Source organism: Sphingomonas sp., from assembly GCF_035998645.1.
GTDB lineage: Bacteria > Pseudomonadota > Alphaproteobacteria > Sphingomonadales > Sphingomonadaceae > Sphingomonas.
The window spans coordinates 548,658-562,361 of the sequence record NZ_DASYHL010000002.1 but is presented as its reverse complement, the minus strand read 5'-3'; the positions used below and the strand labels follow the sequence as shown (position 1 = coordinate 562,361).

Below are 13,704 nucleotides of genomic sequence, written 5' to 3'. Positions count from 1 at the left end.
GCGAATCACTGGACCAGAAAGCACGCGGATTGCCGGGTTCATAGCCGGAACAATCCGCGTGCCGTCTTTTAGTTCACTCGGCAGGCTCGGGGCCTTCGGTTCCGCGCTGGCCGATACGCCCTGCGGGCTGCTGGCCGATCGCCGCCGGATCCTGCGGTCCGTTCTCGTCGCCGGGGGTGTAGGTCAGGAGACGACGGCGCAGGCGCGGCCCCATCCACCGCTCGACCCCGATCGCCAGGCTGAACAGCGCAGGCACGATCAGCAGCGTCAGGACGGTCGAGACGACCAGACCGCCGATCACGGTGATGCCCATCGGCGAACGCCACGAGCTGTCGCCCGTCAGCGAGATCGCGGTCGGGACCATACCGGCGACCATCGCCACCGTGGTCATCACGATCGGCTGGGCGCGCTTGTGCCCTGCGTCCGCGATGGCGGTCAGCTTGTCGACGCCCTTTTCCATCTCCTCGAGCGCGAAGTCGATCAGCAGGATCGAGTTCTTCGCGACGATGCCGAGCAGCATCAGGATGCCGATATAGACCGGCATCGAGATTGCAGAGCCAACCAGCCACAGCAGCAACAGTCCGCCGAGCGGCGCGTTGAGCAGCGAGCCCATGTTGACCAGCGGCGACATGAAGCGGCGATACAGCAGCACCAGCACCGCGAAGACCAGGAACACGCCCGCGATCACCGCGACGATGAAGTTCTGGATCATCTCGGCCTGCCACTTGGCCTGACCGACGGTCAGCTTGCCGACGCCGAGCGGCAGATTCTTCATCGTGGGCAGCGCGTCGATCTGCTTCATGGCGTCGCCGCTGACCACGCCGGGGGCGAGGTCGGCACCGATCATGATGCGGCGCTGCTTGTTGATGCGGTCGATGCGCGTCGGGCCTGCGCCAAATCCGATATCGGCGACGAGGCTGAGCGGGACCGAACCGCCCGCCTGCGTCTGAACCGGCAGGTTCTGGATCGTCGACAGTTTGGTCCGGGCATCCTCATCCAACGCCACGCGGATCGGAATCTGGCGGTCCGAAAGCGAGAAGCGCGCACTGTTCTGGTCAATATCGCCCAGCGTTGCGATGCGGATCGCGCTCGACAGCGCCGCAGTGGTGACGCCCATGTCGGCCGCCAGGTCCATGCGCGGGCGGATCACGATTTCAGGCCGTTTGAGGTCGCCCGAAACGCGCGGCGCGACGATCGTCTTGAGCCCCTCCATCTCCTCGACGATCTTCTGCGCCGTCGCCTGGAGCAGCGCGGGATCTTCGCCGCCAAGCGTGATCGTCAGCGCACGGCCCGACCCGCCCCAGCCCTGCTGGTTGCGGAACGACACGCGTGCATCGGCAATCTTCGCCAGTTCAGGAGTCAGCCGCCGTTCGAACTCGTCGCTCTTGAACGACCGCTCGTCCGCCAGCATCGCGGTGACGCGACCATTGCCGACGAAGGCGCGGGAATAGGTGTTCTCGACGCCCTCCTGCTTGGCCAGCAGATCGCGCACACGGTCGACCACCAGCTTGGTTTGTTCGAGCGTGGTGCCGGGCACCATTTCGATGCTGGCGGTGACCGCGTCCTGATCCTGATTGGGCTGGAAGGTCTGCGGCAGCGTCATAAACATGACCAGCGTCAGGCCCAGCGACGCCAGATAACCGACCACCGCCGACCAGCGATGGCGCAGCGTCCAGTGCAGCACCTTCATATACTGGTCCATCAGCCAGCCTTCGCCATGCGTGGCGTGCCCCTTGGCCTTCAGGAAATAGGCGGCGATCATCGGCGTGAGCAGACGCGCGACGGCAAGGCTCATCAGCACCGCCGCGACCACGGTCAGGCCGAAATTCTTGAAGAACTGACCCGCAATGCCCGGCATCATGCCGACCGGCAGGAACACCGCGACGATCGACATGGTGGTCGCGACCACCGCGACGCCGATTTCGTCCGCCGCGTCGATCGATGCCTGATAGGCGGTCTTGCCCATGCGCATGTGTCGGACGATGTTTTCGATCTCCACGATCGCGTCATCGACCAGCACGCCCGCCACCAGACTGAGCGCGAGCAGCGTCATCTGGTTGAGGTTGAAGCCGAGCAGCTCCATGAAGAAGAAGGTCGGAATCGCCGAGAGCGGAATCGCGAGCGCGGAGATCAGCGTCGCGCGCCAGTCGCGCAGGAACAGGAACACGACGACCACGGCGAGCGCCGCACCCTCGATCAGCGCCCACAGCGCCGATTCATACTGGTCCTTTGCGTATTTGGTGTTGTTGAACAACACCTCAAACTGGACCTTTGGATTGCGGGTCTGAAGCTCCTTGAGCTTCTCCTGCGCCTCGGCGAACACCGAGACGTCGGAGGCGCCCTTGCCGCGCTTGATGTCGAAGGCGAGCACCTGCTTGCCGTTCCACTCGGCCGAGTTGCGCACTTCGGCATAGGCGTCGCGGACATCGGCGATGTCGGCGAGGCGCACGGTGCGTCCGCCGCCGATCGCGATCTGGGTCTGGCCAAGCTGATAGGCGTTGGCGGCGTTGCCGAGCACGCGCACCGATTGTTCGGTGCCCGAAATCTCGGCGCGACCGCCCGCAGCGTTCAGGTTCACCTGACGCAGCTGCTGGTTCACCTGGCTCGCGGTCAGGCCGTAGGACTGGACCTTGGTCGGATCGAGGACGATCCGGATCTCACGATTGACGCCACCGATGCGGTCGACCGCGGTCAGGCCGGGAACCGACAACAGCTCCTTGGCCACCGCATTGTCGACATACCAGCTCAGCTCTTCCACCGTCATGTCGGTGGTGATCGCGGTGAAGCTGGCAATGTCGTTGTCGGTGGTGTTGGCGCGGAACACCTGCGGCTCGAGAATCCCGTCGGGCAGATCGCCACGGACCTGGTTCACCGCCTCGCGGACGTCCTGAACCGCGCGGTCGATCGGGGTACCGATGTCGAGCTGAATAACCGTAGTCGACTGACCTTCGGTCACGTTCGATTCGATCTGGTCGATGCCCTGCAGCGCGCGCACCGCCGACTCAACGCGCTGGGTGACCTGGGTCTCCAGCTCGGTCGGCGCCGCACCCGGCTGGCTGATGACGACGATCGCGATCGGGAAGTCGATGTCCGGATCGTTGTTCACGTCCATCCGCGCGAAGCTGACAAAGCCCGCAATGGTCAGCGCGATGAACAGGACGATCGGCGGAACCGGGTTCCGGATCGACCAGGCGGAGATGTTGCGCATATCCGTGCCTTTACCGCTTCAGGGTGGTGAGGTTGGGAATAACCTTTTGACCCGGGTTGAGGAAGGCGCCGGCGGTGATCACCACACGCTCGCTTCCGGCAAGGCCGCTGGTGATCGCGACGCCCGCATCGGACACCTCACCCGTGGTCACGCCGCGACGCTCCGCCTCGTTCTTCGCATTGAGGATATATACGAAATTGCCCTTGGCGTCGCTCTGGATCGCCGACTGCGGGAGCAGCGGGGCGACCGCGCCGCCGGCCATGATCCGCGCCGAGGCAAAGCCGCCCGGGCGCAGCGCCTTGTCAAACGACAGCGCGATGCGGGCGATGCCCTGACGGGTCTGTGGGTCGATGATCGGCGACACCTGCCACACTTCGCCGGTGAACACTTCGTCCATCCCGACCGGATTCACCTCGGCGCGGGCGCCGGCGGGGATGCGGTGGAGGTCGGCTTCGCTCAGCTGCGTGCGCAGCTCCATCTGGCCGCCCTGGGCGACGCGGAACAGCGCGCCCGAGCCCGAGCTGATGATCTGACCCGGCTCGACCGAGCGGGTGAGGACGAGGCCTGCTGCGGGCGAGCGGATATCGAGGCGGCGGTTGCGCGCCTGCGTTTCCGACAGCTGCGACTGGGCAACGCGCACGCGGGCGGCGGCGGCGTCGCGGGTGGCGGTCTTGCGATCGATGTCCGCCTTGGACACGAAGCCGCGTGAGAGCAGTTGCTGCGAGCGATCGAGCTCGGCCTGCGCGATGCTGAGATCAGCCTGCGCGACGCGGATGCTGGCGGCCTGCGACTGGGCGGTCTGGCTCTGCACCGAACGGTCGACGGTGGCGAGCACCTGCCCCGCAGCGACCCAGTCGCCCGGCTCGACGAGCACGCGGGTGACCATACCGCCTTCGCCCGCGACGCCGACCGGCATCTCACGGCGCGCGGCGAGCGAGCCAGTGCCGGTGATCACGCTGGCGATGGTGTTGCGGCCCGGAATCGCGACGGTGACCGTCGGCAACTGACGGTCGCCGCCCTGTCCGCCATTGGCGGCGCCAGCCTTGGCCGGATCAGCCTTGTCGCCAGCCCCGCCCGAGGCGAATGCGACCCACGCGGCCACGATCACGACCAGCGCGATCACAGCGGCGATGATCCACCATTTGCGGCGCGACCTTTTCTCTCCCTCACCCGTCAGAGCGAGCCGTTCTTCCCCACCGAACATCCGAGCCTCGTAATTCATGCGCGACCTCTTTCACCCCCGACCCAAAGGTCGACGCGGGCACTCCCCGTCGCGCTGTATTATCTGAATAAGTCACTTGCCTCAAGGGCAGTTTTACAGTGCGCGCCAGATGCCCGTTTTGACCACTCGGCGCAAGGCGGAGTCGCGCCCAAATGGGGGTATTCAGCGGGGCGCCCATCGGGCAATCTCCGGCTGTCGCTGGCTCCAGCCTGATCGGGGACGGAGGCGACTGGAGGAAGGAAACATGCCGGACAACATTCTCGAATGGATCCTCATCGGCCTTGTGGCCGGCGTCCTTGGCAAGCTGATCATGCCGGGCAAGGACCCGGGTGGTATCATCGTCACCATTCTGATCGGTATCGCCGGCGCGTTGCTCGCCGGGTTCGCCGCACCGTCGGTCGGGGTCGACCTGACCAATACGCTCAACAGCTACATCGCCGCCACTGTCGGCGCGATCGTACTGCTCGCGCTCTATCGGCTGGTGATGACGCGTCGCACGCGCTGAACGCACGCTGCAGGGTTCGTTCAGCCCTTGTTGTCCCGCCCTGCCCCATGCAGCGGCGGGACACTGTTTGTTGAAAGGCCCTGATTAGATGATCCGACTGATGACCGCCGCCGCACTCGCCGCGACCTTTCCGCTCGCTGCTGCCGCGCAGGTTGCCCCGACCGCAACGGTTGCCGAAGGCACGCTGCTGGATGTGGTGGCGGAGGGGCGGGTCAATCGCGTTCCCGACATCGCGGTGATCCGCGCCGGCGTCGTCAGCCAGGCCGCAACCGCCGCCGAGGCGCTGTCCGCCAATGCGCGGCAGATGGCATCGGTGCTCACCGCGCTCAAGGGCGCCGGCATCGCCGATCGCGACATCCAAACCGCGACGATCTCGCTCAGCCCGCAATATCGCTATGCCGAAAATCAGCCGCCGGTGATTACCGGTTATCAGGCGAGCAACAGCGTGTCGGTGAAGTTTCGCGAGATCGCGCGCAGCGGCACGATCCTCGACACGCTGGTCAAGCAGGGCGCGAACCAGATCGACGGACCGAGCCTGACAATCGATGCGGTCGATTCCGCGATGGATGAGGCGCGCGTCGACGCGGTAAAGCGCGCCCGCGAGCGCGCCGCCCTCTATGCCCGCGCGCTCGGGATGCGGGTCGATCGCATCCTGATGGTCAGCGAAGGTAGCGACGGTGGCACGCCCGGCCCGGTGCCGCAGATGATGGTCCGCGCCGAAGCCAAGGATTCGACCCAGATCGCGCCGGGCGAACAGCAGGTCAGCGCGAACGTCCGCGTCCGCTTCCTGCTCAAGTGAAGGAAAAGGGGCCGCCCCAGCCGGGACGGCCCCTTTTTGTTGGTTGCTGAGCGGGTCGATGCCGCACCCAGCGAAGTTGGTTCAAGCGATTAACGCACCGAGCCGCGACGTACGAGATTGACGATCGCGAGCAGGATGATCGCGCCGACCAGCGACGACACAAAAGTCATCACGGTGATCGCGCTGTTGATCGAGCCGCCGAACAGCAGGCCGCCGATGAACGCGCCGACGATACCGACGACGATGTTGAGCAAAATGCCCTGCTGGGCGTCGGTGCGCATCACGAGGCTGGCGAGCCAGCCGACCACGCCGCCAATTACGAGCCAGACAATCAGTCCAACCAGGTCCATGTCGTCCTCCACTGTGACGTTCGCACATTTGCGAACGATGTGGGGCGAAGACGCGCAGGGGCTGAAAATGGTTCCGCCCGCGTTTTGAGGCGCGGGCGGATGGGAGAGAGGGTCAGAGTCCGGCCTATGCCACCGGGATCATGTCAGTATTTTTGCTGACGCTCGTAGAGCGACTTATAGTGCTGGATCCGTGTCACGCGCAGGCCGGGCATGCCCGAGCGGTCGATCGCGCGCTGCCAGCCGGCGAATTCCTCGACCGTCAGGCCATAGCGCTCGCACACTTCGTCAACGCTGAGCAGGCCGCCATTGACCGCCGCGACGACCTCCGCCTTGCGCCGCACGACCCAGCGGGTCGTTTCGGGCGGCGGCAGCGAATCGAGTGTCAGTGGCTCACCGAGCGGACCGATCACTTTCGCTGGGCGGATCTTCTGGTTTTCAATCATTCCATACCTCGATCAGGGCGGGGGGTCCCCAACTGCGTCTGAAGCCCGTCATAACGTCCGCGGATTTCGCTTCGCCTAAACGGCACGGTAAACGGCGCCTTCATCGAACTTGCCACCGGGTTAGCGTGCGCTCGACCGCCAGGTTGAACGCGCCATGCGGCGGCGCGAGCAATCCGTGCGCGGGTGTCAGCCGATCGAGTCGGATCTGCAGGCGCGCGGTTCGGCTCGCAGACTGACGCACTGCCGCCGCGGCGAGCAGAACGGCGACGGGCGCGGCGATCGGCGTCGCCCCGACATCGCGGTCGAATCGGAAGCTCAGATCCACTGGAGCCTGCTGTCATCGGTCGAACTCATCTGACCCCGTTTAACGGCGAAGGCTGAAAGCCCGGTAAACACAGCGCTTTTGCATCGCTATCGTGAAACCACTATGTGCGCGGCGATGTTCACCGGCGATTTTCAGCTTTCCGGGCCGCTTGAGAAGCGGCGAATCGTGGTCGCCATGTCCGGCGGCGTCGACAGTTCGGTCGTGGCCGCGCTCGCCGCGCGCACCGGGGCGGAGACGATCGGCGTCACGCTGCAGCTCTATGATCATGGCGAAGCGGTCGGGCGCGCGGGCAGTTGCTGTGCGGGCCGCGACATCCGCGACGCGCGCGCGGTGTGCGATCGCCTCGGCATTGCGCATTATGTGTTCGACCATGAAAGCAGCTTTCGCGAGACCGTGATCGACGATTTCGCCGACACCTATCTGGCGGGGCGCACCCCGATCCCGTGCGTCAAATGCAATATGGGGCCGAAATTCACCGATTTGTTCGCGCTCGCCCGTGATCTGGGTGCCGATTGCCTCGCCACCGGCCATTATGTGCAGCGCGTCGAGGGTGCCGAGGGGCCGGAGCTGCACAAGGGCGCCGATCCGGCGCGCGACCAGAGCTATTTCCTGTTCGCCACGACCAGCGCCCAGCTCGATTTCCTGCGCTTTCCCCTGGGCGGACTGCCCAAGGCGCGGGTGCGCGAGATCGCGGCGGAGATCGGCCTGGGCGTTGCGGGCAAGCCCGACAGCCAGGACATCTGCTTCGTCCCCGATGGCGACTATGCCAGCCTGGTCAAGAAATTGCGCCCGGAAGCCGACACCGCCGGGGCGATTATCGACGAAGCGGGCAACAAGCTCGGCGCGCACAAGGGACTGATCCATTTCACCGTCGGCCAGCGCCGCGGGCTTGAGATCGGTGGCAGCCCCGAGCCGCTCTATGTGCTGCGGCTCGACCCGGCGACGCGCGATGTGGTGGTCGGGCCGAAGTCTGCACTCGCGGTCAGTGCCGCGCGGATCGAGGGGCTGAACTGGATCGGGGGGAGCCATCGCGGCCCACTGAGCGCCAAGGTCCGCTCGATGGCGCGGCCCGTGCCGGCGCGGCTCGATGGCGGCCGGGTGGTGTTCGACGCGCCCGAATATGGCGTCGCGCCGGGACAGGCGGCGGTACTTTATGCGGGCGAGCGCGTGCTCGGCGGCGGCTGGATCACGCAGACCGAACGCGCGGAGATGGTCGCGGTCTAGGCGCCGCCCAGCTCATTCGCCTCGCGCAGCGGATCGCCGGGGCGGTCGACCTGCCCCTCCGGATCGACATGGATCAGGATTTCGGTGCCGGGGAATTCGGCTTCGAGCCGGGCTTCGAGGGCTTCGACCACGTCATGCGCCTCGGCGACGTTCATCGTGGCGGGGACATGGATATGGAATTGCGCGAAGTCCTGCGATCCGCTGGTGCGGGTGCGCAGGTCGTGGAGGCTTTCGAACCCGGGGATCGCCGCAGCACAGGCGATGAAGGCGCGGCGCTTTTCCTGCGGCCATTCGCGATCCATCAACTGGCCGATCGCGTCGATCGCCGCATGCCACGCTCCCCAGAGCAGCCACAACGCGATGCCGATGCCGAACACCGGGTCCGCGCCACGCAAGTGCAGGACCGATTCCAGCACCAATGCGGCGATGACGCCGCTGTTGAGCAACAGGTCGGATTGATAGTGAAGCCGGTCGGTGCGGATCGCGATCGATCCGCTCGCGGCGATGGCGCGCGCCTGATAGGCGGTGAGCAGCAGCGTCACGCCGATCGCGATCACCGAAACGATGATCCCGGCCTCCGGATCGGCCGCGACTTCGCCGCTGCTGAGCCGCTCGATCGCCCGCACTGCGATGAAGGTGGCGGAGGCGGAGATCAGCACCACCTGAAACAGCGCCGCCAGCGCCTCAGCCTTGCCATGGCCGAAGCGGTGGTTGGCATCAGCGGGCTGCGCGGCGATGCGCACCCCCGCCAGCGTCACCAGCGACGCGATCAGGTCGAGCACCGAGTCGGACAGGCTGGCCAGCATCGCCACCGATCCGGTCGTCCACGCCGCATAAGCCTTGAGCCCGCCGAGCAGCAGCGCCGCACAGACGCTTGCGATTGCCGCCCGGGTCGGGGTGGCGCTCATGGGTAAAGCAGGCCTTCGTCCCAGCTGTCGCCATTGCGGACGAACACGCGACGCTCATGCAGGCGGTGTTCGCGATCCATCCAGAACTCAAGTCGGCTCGGCGTCACGCGATAGCCGCCCCAGTGCGGCGGGCGCGGCACATCGCCGCCGTCGAACCGCGCCTGCATCTGCGCAAACCGCGCTTCAAAGGTCGCACGGTCGGGCAGCGGGCGCGACTGGTCGCTGGCCCATGCGCCGAGCTGCGAATCGCGGCTGCGGCTGGCGAAATAGGCGTCGGACTCGGCATCGGCCACGCGGCTGACCGGCCCTTCGATCCGGATCTGGCGGCGCAGGGACTTCCAGTGGAACAGCAGCGCAGCGCGCGGAACGGCTTCGAGCTCGCCCGCCTTGCGGCCGTCGCGGTTGGTATAGAAGGTGAAGCCTTCCGGCCCATGGCCCTTGAGCAGCACCATCCGCACCGATGGCTGACCATCGGCGCTCACCGTCGCCAGTGCCATGGCGTTGGAATCGTTGATCTCGGTGGTGCGTGCCTCGCGATACCAGGCGTCGAACAGGGCAAAGGGATCGTCGGTCATGCCACCGCCATAGACCCTTGGCGCGGCAAGCGGGAGGGGGAACGGTGATCCCGGCATTGCCCTTTGGTGCATCGCGCGGCATGGGGAGCGCAGGCTTTGGTCAAATTGTTCGAGGACGCGATGAAGGACAAGCTGGTGACGTTGATCGGCGGCGGCGGGTTCGCCGGACGCTATATCGCCCAGTCGCTGCTGAAGGCCGGCGCGCGGGTGCGGATTGCGCAGCGCGATCCGCGCGCGGCGTGGTTCCTCAAGCCACTGGGCGGCCTTGGCCAGACCCAGTTCGTCGTCGCCGACGTGACCCGCCCCGACAGCCTTACCCGCGCGCTTGCCGGGTCGGATGCGGTGGTCAATCTGGTCGGCGTGTTCGGCAACAGCATGGATGTGGTCAACGCGCGCGGATCGGGCAATGCGGCCAAGGCCGCTGCGGCGGCGGGCGCGACCAGTTTCGTCCAGATGTCCGCTATCGGCGCCGATAGCGAGTCGCCGTCGGCCTATGGCCGGTCAAAGGGCGATGGCGAGGCGGCGGTGCGCGCGGCGTTCCCGTCCGCGACGATCCTGCGCCCCAGCCTGATGTTCGGGCGCGAGGATCAGTTCGTGAACCGCTTCGCCGCGCTCGCCGCATCGCTGCCGTTCGTGCCGGTGCTCAAGGGCGGGACCAAGATCCAGCCGGTATGGGTCGCCGATGTCGCGCAGGCCGTGACCCGCGCGATCGCCGAGCCTGCACGCTATGCCGGCCAGACATTCGATCTGGGCGGTCCGGACGCGATGAGCTTCACCGAGTTCCACCGCTGGCTGCTCGGCGCGATCGGGCGCGACAAGCCGGTGGTCGAGCTGCCCGATGTTGCCGGTGCCGCGCTGGCGTCGCTCGGCTTCCTGCCGGGCGCGCCGATCAGCTGGGACCAGTGGCTGATGCTGCAGCAGGATAATGTCGCATCGGGCGACGGCCTTGCCGCGTTCGACATCGCGCCCACCCCGCTTGCCGCAGTCGCGCCGCACTGGCTGGTCCAGTATCGCAAACATGGCCGGTTTGCGGACGCGCGCCACGCCTGACCGCCGCTGCCACCGCCGGCAGATTTGAACAGCCGGGCGCACCCGGCGGAGGACCCGCGCCGTGAGCGACATCGCAATCTACATCATCCTCGGCATTATCGAGGGGCTGACCGAATTCCTGCCCGTGTCGTCGACCGGGCATCTGATCCTTGCGGGGGAGCTGCTTGGCTTTACCGGCGAAGGATCGGTGGCGTTCAAGGTCGCGATCCAGCTTGGCGCGATCCTCGCGGTGCTGGTTGCCTATTGGCGGCGCTTCTGGGGCATCGGCATGGGCCTTTTGCGTGGGGAGCGCGAGGCGATCTGGTTCACCCGCAACATCCTGATCGGATTTCTGCCCGCGATGCTGATCGGCGCGGTCGCGTATGAGGGGATCCGTGCGCTGATCCAGTCGCCGATGACCGTCGCGGTGGCGCTGATCGTCGGGGGCATCGTGATTCTTGTGATCGAGCGGATGGTGAAGGTGGTGAAGGTCGAGCGGGTCGAGACGATGCCGCTCACGACCGCGGTCACGATCGGGCTGGTCCAGTGCATCGCGATGATCCCGGGCGTCAGCCGGTCGGGCGCGACGATCATGGGCGCGCTGCTGATGGGGGTCGAGCGCAAGACGGCGGCGGAGTTCAGCTTCTTCCTCGCCGTGCCGACCATGGCCGGGGCGACCGCCTATTCTCTGTACAAGGACCGCGACCTGCTGAGCGCCGACGACCTTGGCGGCATCGCGATCGGGCTGGGCGTGTCGTTCATCGTCGCATTGCTGGTGGTGAAGGCGTTCGTGAAGATCGTCGGCCGCTTCGGCTTTGCCCCCTTTGCCTGGTATCGAATCGTACTTGGCGCGGTGGCCATCCTCTTCCTGTCACTGCGCTAAGGACCGATACGGACCTACATTTGAAATGATGTTGCGCGACCGGTTAGCGCATTTCAAAAACAGCGGTTAATAGGGCAGCATAGTTGACCTACTTTGCCATTTTTACGTGACTCAGCAGGGAAATCCTGCCATCCGCGCCGCATGGCAAAGGATGTGATGCTCCAATTCGTCGATCGTGCGCAGGCATTTCCGCCCAAGCGCGATCCTGAGCTGCGGGCGGAGGATTTCCGCGAAATCGCGGAGCGCTATGCGCCGCCCACTGCCGAGGATCAGGCCGGGCGTTGTTCGCAATGCGGCGTGCCCTATTGCTCGGTGCACTGCCCGCTCCACAACCACATCCCCGACTGGCTGCGCCTGACCGCCGAGGGGCGGCTGCGCGAAGCCTATGAGCTGTCCAACAGCACCTCGACCATGCCCGAGATTTGCGGCCGCATCTGTCCGCAGGACCGGCTATGCGAGGGCAATTGCGTCATCGAATCCTCCGGCCACGGCACGGTCACGATCGGGTCGGTCGAAAAGTTCATCACCGACACCGCCTGGGATCAGGGCTGGGTCGAGCCGTTGCAGCCCGGCCCCGCGCGCGGCCAGTCGGTCGGCGTGATCGGCGCGGGTCCGGCGGGCCTGACTGCGGCGGAGTATCTGCGCGTGCTCGGCTATGACGTGCACGTCTATGACCGGCACGATCGCGCCGGCGGGCTGCTGACCTATGGCATCCCCGGCTTCAAGCTGGAAAAGCACATCGTCACCCGCCGCACCGACCGGCTGGCGGCGGGCGGCATCGTCTTCCACCTCGGTTTCGACGTCGGCAAGGATGCGACGCTGGAGCAGCTGCGCCAGAAGCACGACGCGCTGTTGATCGCGACCGGCGTGTACAAGCCGCGCGTGATCAAGGCGCCGGGCGTCGGCGCGAACGGCGTGGTCGATGCGCTCGACTATCTGATCGCTTCGAACCGCAAGAGCTTTGGCGACAGCGTCCCGGCGTTCGAGGATGGCAGCCTCAATGCCGCGGGCAAGAACGTCGTGGTGATCGGCGGCGGGGACACCGCGATGGACTGTGTCCGCACCGCGATCCGTCAGGGCGCGGAATCGGTGAAGTGCCTGTATCGCCGCGACCGCGCCAACATGCCGGGCAGCCAGCGCGAAACCGCCAATGCCGAGGAAGAAGGCGTCGAATTCGTCTGGCTCTCCGCCCCCGAAGCATTTGAGGGCGGCGAGCAGGTGAGCGCGGTCAAGGCGGTCGGCATGCGGCTCGGCGCCCCCGACGCCAGCGGCCGCCGCGCGCCCGAACCAGATCCCGACGCGAAGTTCGACGTCCCCGCCGATCTGGTGATCAAGGCGCTTGGCTTCGATGCCGAAGACCTGCCGGTCCTGTTCAACGCGCCCGCGCTGGGCGTCACCCGCTGGGGCACGGTGCGCACCGACGCGCGCACGATGATGAGCAACCTCGACGGCGTGTTTGCGGCGGGCGACATCGTCAAGGGCGCGAGCCTCGTGGTGCAGGCGATCCGCGACGGGCGCGATGTGAGCGAGCGGATGCATGCTTGGTTGAAGGCGCAGAAGATGGCGGTCGCCGCCGGAAAGGTTGCAGCATGATCCGCCCTTTGATCCTCGCCGCCGCGCTCAGCGCTGCTGCCCCCGCATTGGCGCAAACCGCGCCGGTCGCGCCCGCCGCAGCGTCTCAAATCGATCCCGCCCGTTTGGCCGCCGCCGAACGGGTCGCCACCGCCTTGGTTCCTCCCGGCACTTATCTGCGGATGATGCGCGATCAGTTCCCCGCCATGATGGAAGCGATGATGGGGCAGATGATGGGCATGACCGCGGGAGAGCTGACCGGGAAGGACGGCGCGGGAAGCGACCTGCGCGTGGGCGACGCCATGGCCAAGGCCGATCCGCATTTTCGCGAGCGCATGACGATCATGTCCCGGGTCATGTCCGAAGAAATGGGCGTTGTGTTCGACAAGATCGAACCGGGACTGCGCGCAGGCCTGTCCCGCGCTTTCGCCCGCAAGTTCACTACGGCCCAGTTGACCGAGCTCGATAACTTCTTCTCGACGCCAACCGGCAAGGCATTTTCCGCCGACTATCTCGCGACCTTCATGGACCCTGAGGTGATGCAGGAAATGACTGCTGCCATGCCCGAATTGATGAAGGCGATGCCGGCGATCATGGCCAAGGCCGAAAAGGCCATGGCCCATCTGCCCCCGCCGCCCAAGCAGGATGCTTCCAAGTGACT

14 protein-coding genes are annotated in these 13,704 nt (G+C 66.2%); 7 read left to right on the top strand and 7 right to left on the bottom strand.

Annotated features, from left to right (window positions below; translation table 11 throughout):
- Positions 1 to 73: 73 nt before the first annotated feature.
- Together VGN66_RS03020 and VGN66_RS03015 are read right to left on the bottom strand one after the other, a co-directional pair.
- Positions 74 to 3,208 (bottom strand): efflux RND transporter permease subunit, encoded by a 3,135-nt coding sequence (locus tag VGN66_RS03020; RefSeq protein ID WP_327517357.1) that lies wholly within the window; start codon positions 3,206 to 3,208, stop codon positions 74 to 76.
- Positions 3,209 to 3,218: 10 nt separating this feature from the next.
- Entirely contained in the window at positions 3,219 to 4,430 is a 1,212-nt protein-coding gene (locus VGN66_RS03015; protein ID WP_327517356.1) for an efflux RND transporter periplasmic adaptor subunit, read from the bottom strand.
- A gap of 244 nt (positions 4,431 to 4,674) precedes the next feature.
- Between VGN66_RS03015 and VGN66_RS03010 the strand changes: the two genes are divergently transcribed.
- On the top strand, positions 4,675 to 4,935 hold the full coding sequence (locus VGN66_RS03010; RefSeq protein WP_327517355.1) for a GlsB/YeaQ/YmgE family stress response membrane protein: 261 nt from the start codon (positions 4,675 to 4,677) through the stop codon (positions 4,933 to 4,935).
- 88 nt (positions 4,936 to 5,023) lie between these two features.
- Positions 5,024 to 5,734, top strand: a complete 711-nt coding sequence (locus VGN66_RS03005) for an SIMPL domain-containing protein (RefSeq protein ID WP_327517354.1) — start codon at positions 5,024 to 5,026, stop codon at positions 5,732 to 5,734.
- A gap of 89 nt (positions 5,735 to 5,823) precedes the next feature.
- On the opposite strand, the gene VGN66_RS03000 is transcribed toward VGN66_RS03005, so the two are convergent.
- The 3 genes from VGN66_RS03000 to VGN66_RS02990 form a co-directional block, all read right to left on the bottom strand.
- Positions 5,824 to 6,084 (bottom strand): GlsB/YeaQ/YmgE family stress response membrane protein, encoded by a 261-nt coding sequence (locus tag VGN66_RS03000; RefSeq protein WP_066658922.1) that lies wholly within the window; start codon positions 6,082 to 6,084, stop codon positions 5,824 to 5,826.
- Between the two features lie 143 nt (positions 6,085 to 6,227).
- Positions 6,228 to 6,527: a DUF1153 domain-containing protein gene (locus tag VGN66_RS02995; protein WP_224922141.1), complete on the bottom strand. Its 300-nt coding sequence runs from the start codon at positions 6,525 to 6,527 to the stop codon at positions 6,228 to 6,230.
- Positions 6,528 to 6,627: 100 nt separating this feature from the next.
- The gene (locus VGN66_RS02990; protein WP_224922140.1) at positions 6,628 to 6,852 is read right to left on the bottom strand and encodes a hypothetical protein; all 225 of its coding nucleotides are present in this window, start codon (positions 6,850 to 6,852) and stop codon (positions 6,628 to 6,630) included.
- Positions 6,853 to 6,966: 114 nt separating this feature from the next.
- Here VGN66_RS02990 and mnmA point away from each other — a divergent pair, with 114 nt between their 5' ends.
- Positions 6,967 to 8,076, top strand: a complete 1,110-nt coding sequence (gene mnmA / locus VGN66_RS02985) for a tRNA 2-thiouridine(34) synthase MnmA (RefSeq protein ID WP_327517353.1) — start codon at positions 6,967 to 6,969, stop codon at positions 8,074 to 8,076.
- Here the strand turns inward: mnmA and VGN66_RS02980 are convergent.
- Together VGN66_RS02980 and pdxH are read right to left on the bottom strand one after the other, a co-directional pair.
- Positions 8,073 to 8,984, bottom strand: coding sequence for a cation diffusion facilitator family transporter (locus tag VGN66_RS02980; RefSeq protein ID WP_327517352.1), 912 nt, complete (start codon positions 8,982 to 8,984; stop codon positions 8,073 to 8,075). The two genes, mnmA and VGN66_RS02980, sit on opposite strands and share 4 nt — an antisense overlap.
- On the bottom strand, positions 8,981 to 9,559 hold the full coding sequence (pdxH, locus tag VGN66_RS02975; protein WP_327517351.1) for a pyridoxamine 5'-phosphate oxidase: 579 nt from the start codon (positions 9,557 to 9,559) through the stop codon (positions 8,981 to 8,983). The genes VGN66_RS02980 and pdxH overlap by 4 nt, the downstream gene beginning before the upstream one ends.
- A 120-nt stretch (positions 9,560 to 9,679) precedes the next feature.
- Here pdxH and VGN66_RS02970 point away from each other — a divergent pair, with 120 nt between their 5' ends.
- The 4 genes from VGN66_RS02970 to VGN66_RS02955 all read left to right on the top strand — a co-directional run bounded on the left by VGN66_RS02970 (position 9,680) and on the right by VGN66_RS02955 (position 13,702).
- Positions 9,680 to 10,609, top strand: a complete 930-nt coding sequence (locus tag VGN66_RS02970) for a complex I NDUFA9 subunit family protein (protein WP_327517573.1) — start codon at positions 9,680 to 9,682, stop codon at positions 10,607 to 10,609.
- A 61-nt stretch (positions 10,610 to 10,670) separates the two neighbouring features.
- A complete protein-coding gene (locus VGN66_RS02965; protein WP_327517350.1) occupies positions 10,671 to 11,471 on the top strand; it encodes an undecaprenyl-diphosphate phosphatase in 801 nt (266 codons plus the stop codon).
- Between the two features lie 141 nt (positions 11,472 to 11,612).
- Positions 11,613 to 13,064: an NAD(P)-dependent oxidoreductase gene (locus tag VGN66_RS02960; protein ID WP_327517349.1), complete on the top strand. Its 1,452-nt coding sequence runs from the start codon at positions 11,613 to 11,615 to the stop codon at positions 13,062 to 13,064.
- 8 nt (positions 13,065 to 13,072) lie between these two features.
- Positions 13,073 to 13,702 (top strand): DUF2059 domain-containing protein, encoded by a 630-nt coding sequence (locus VGN66_RS02955; RefSeq protein ID WP_327517348.1) that lies wholly within the window; start codon positions 13,073 to 13,075, stop codon positions 13,700 to 13,702.
- The last annotated feature ends 2 nt before the right edge of the window (positions 13,703 to 13,704 follow it).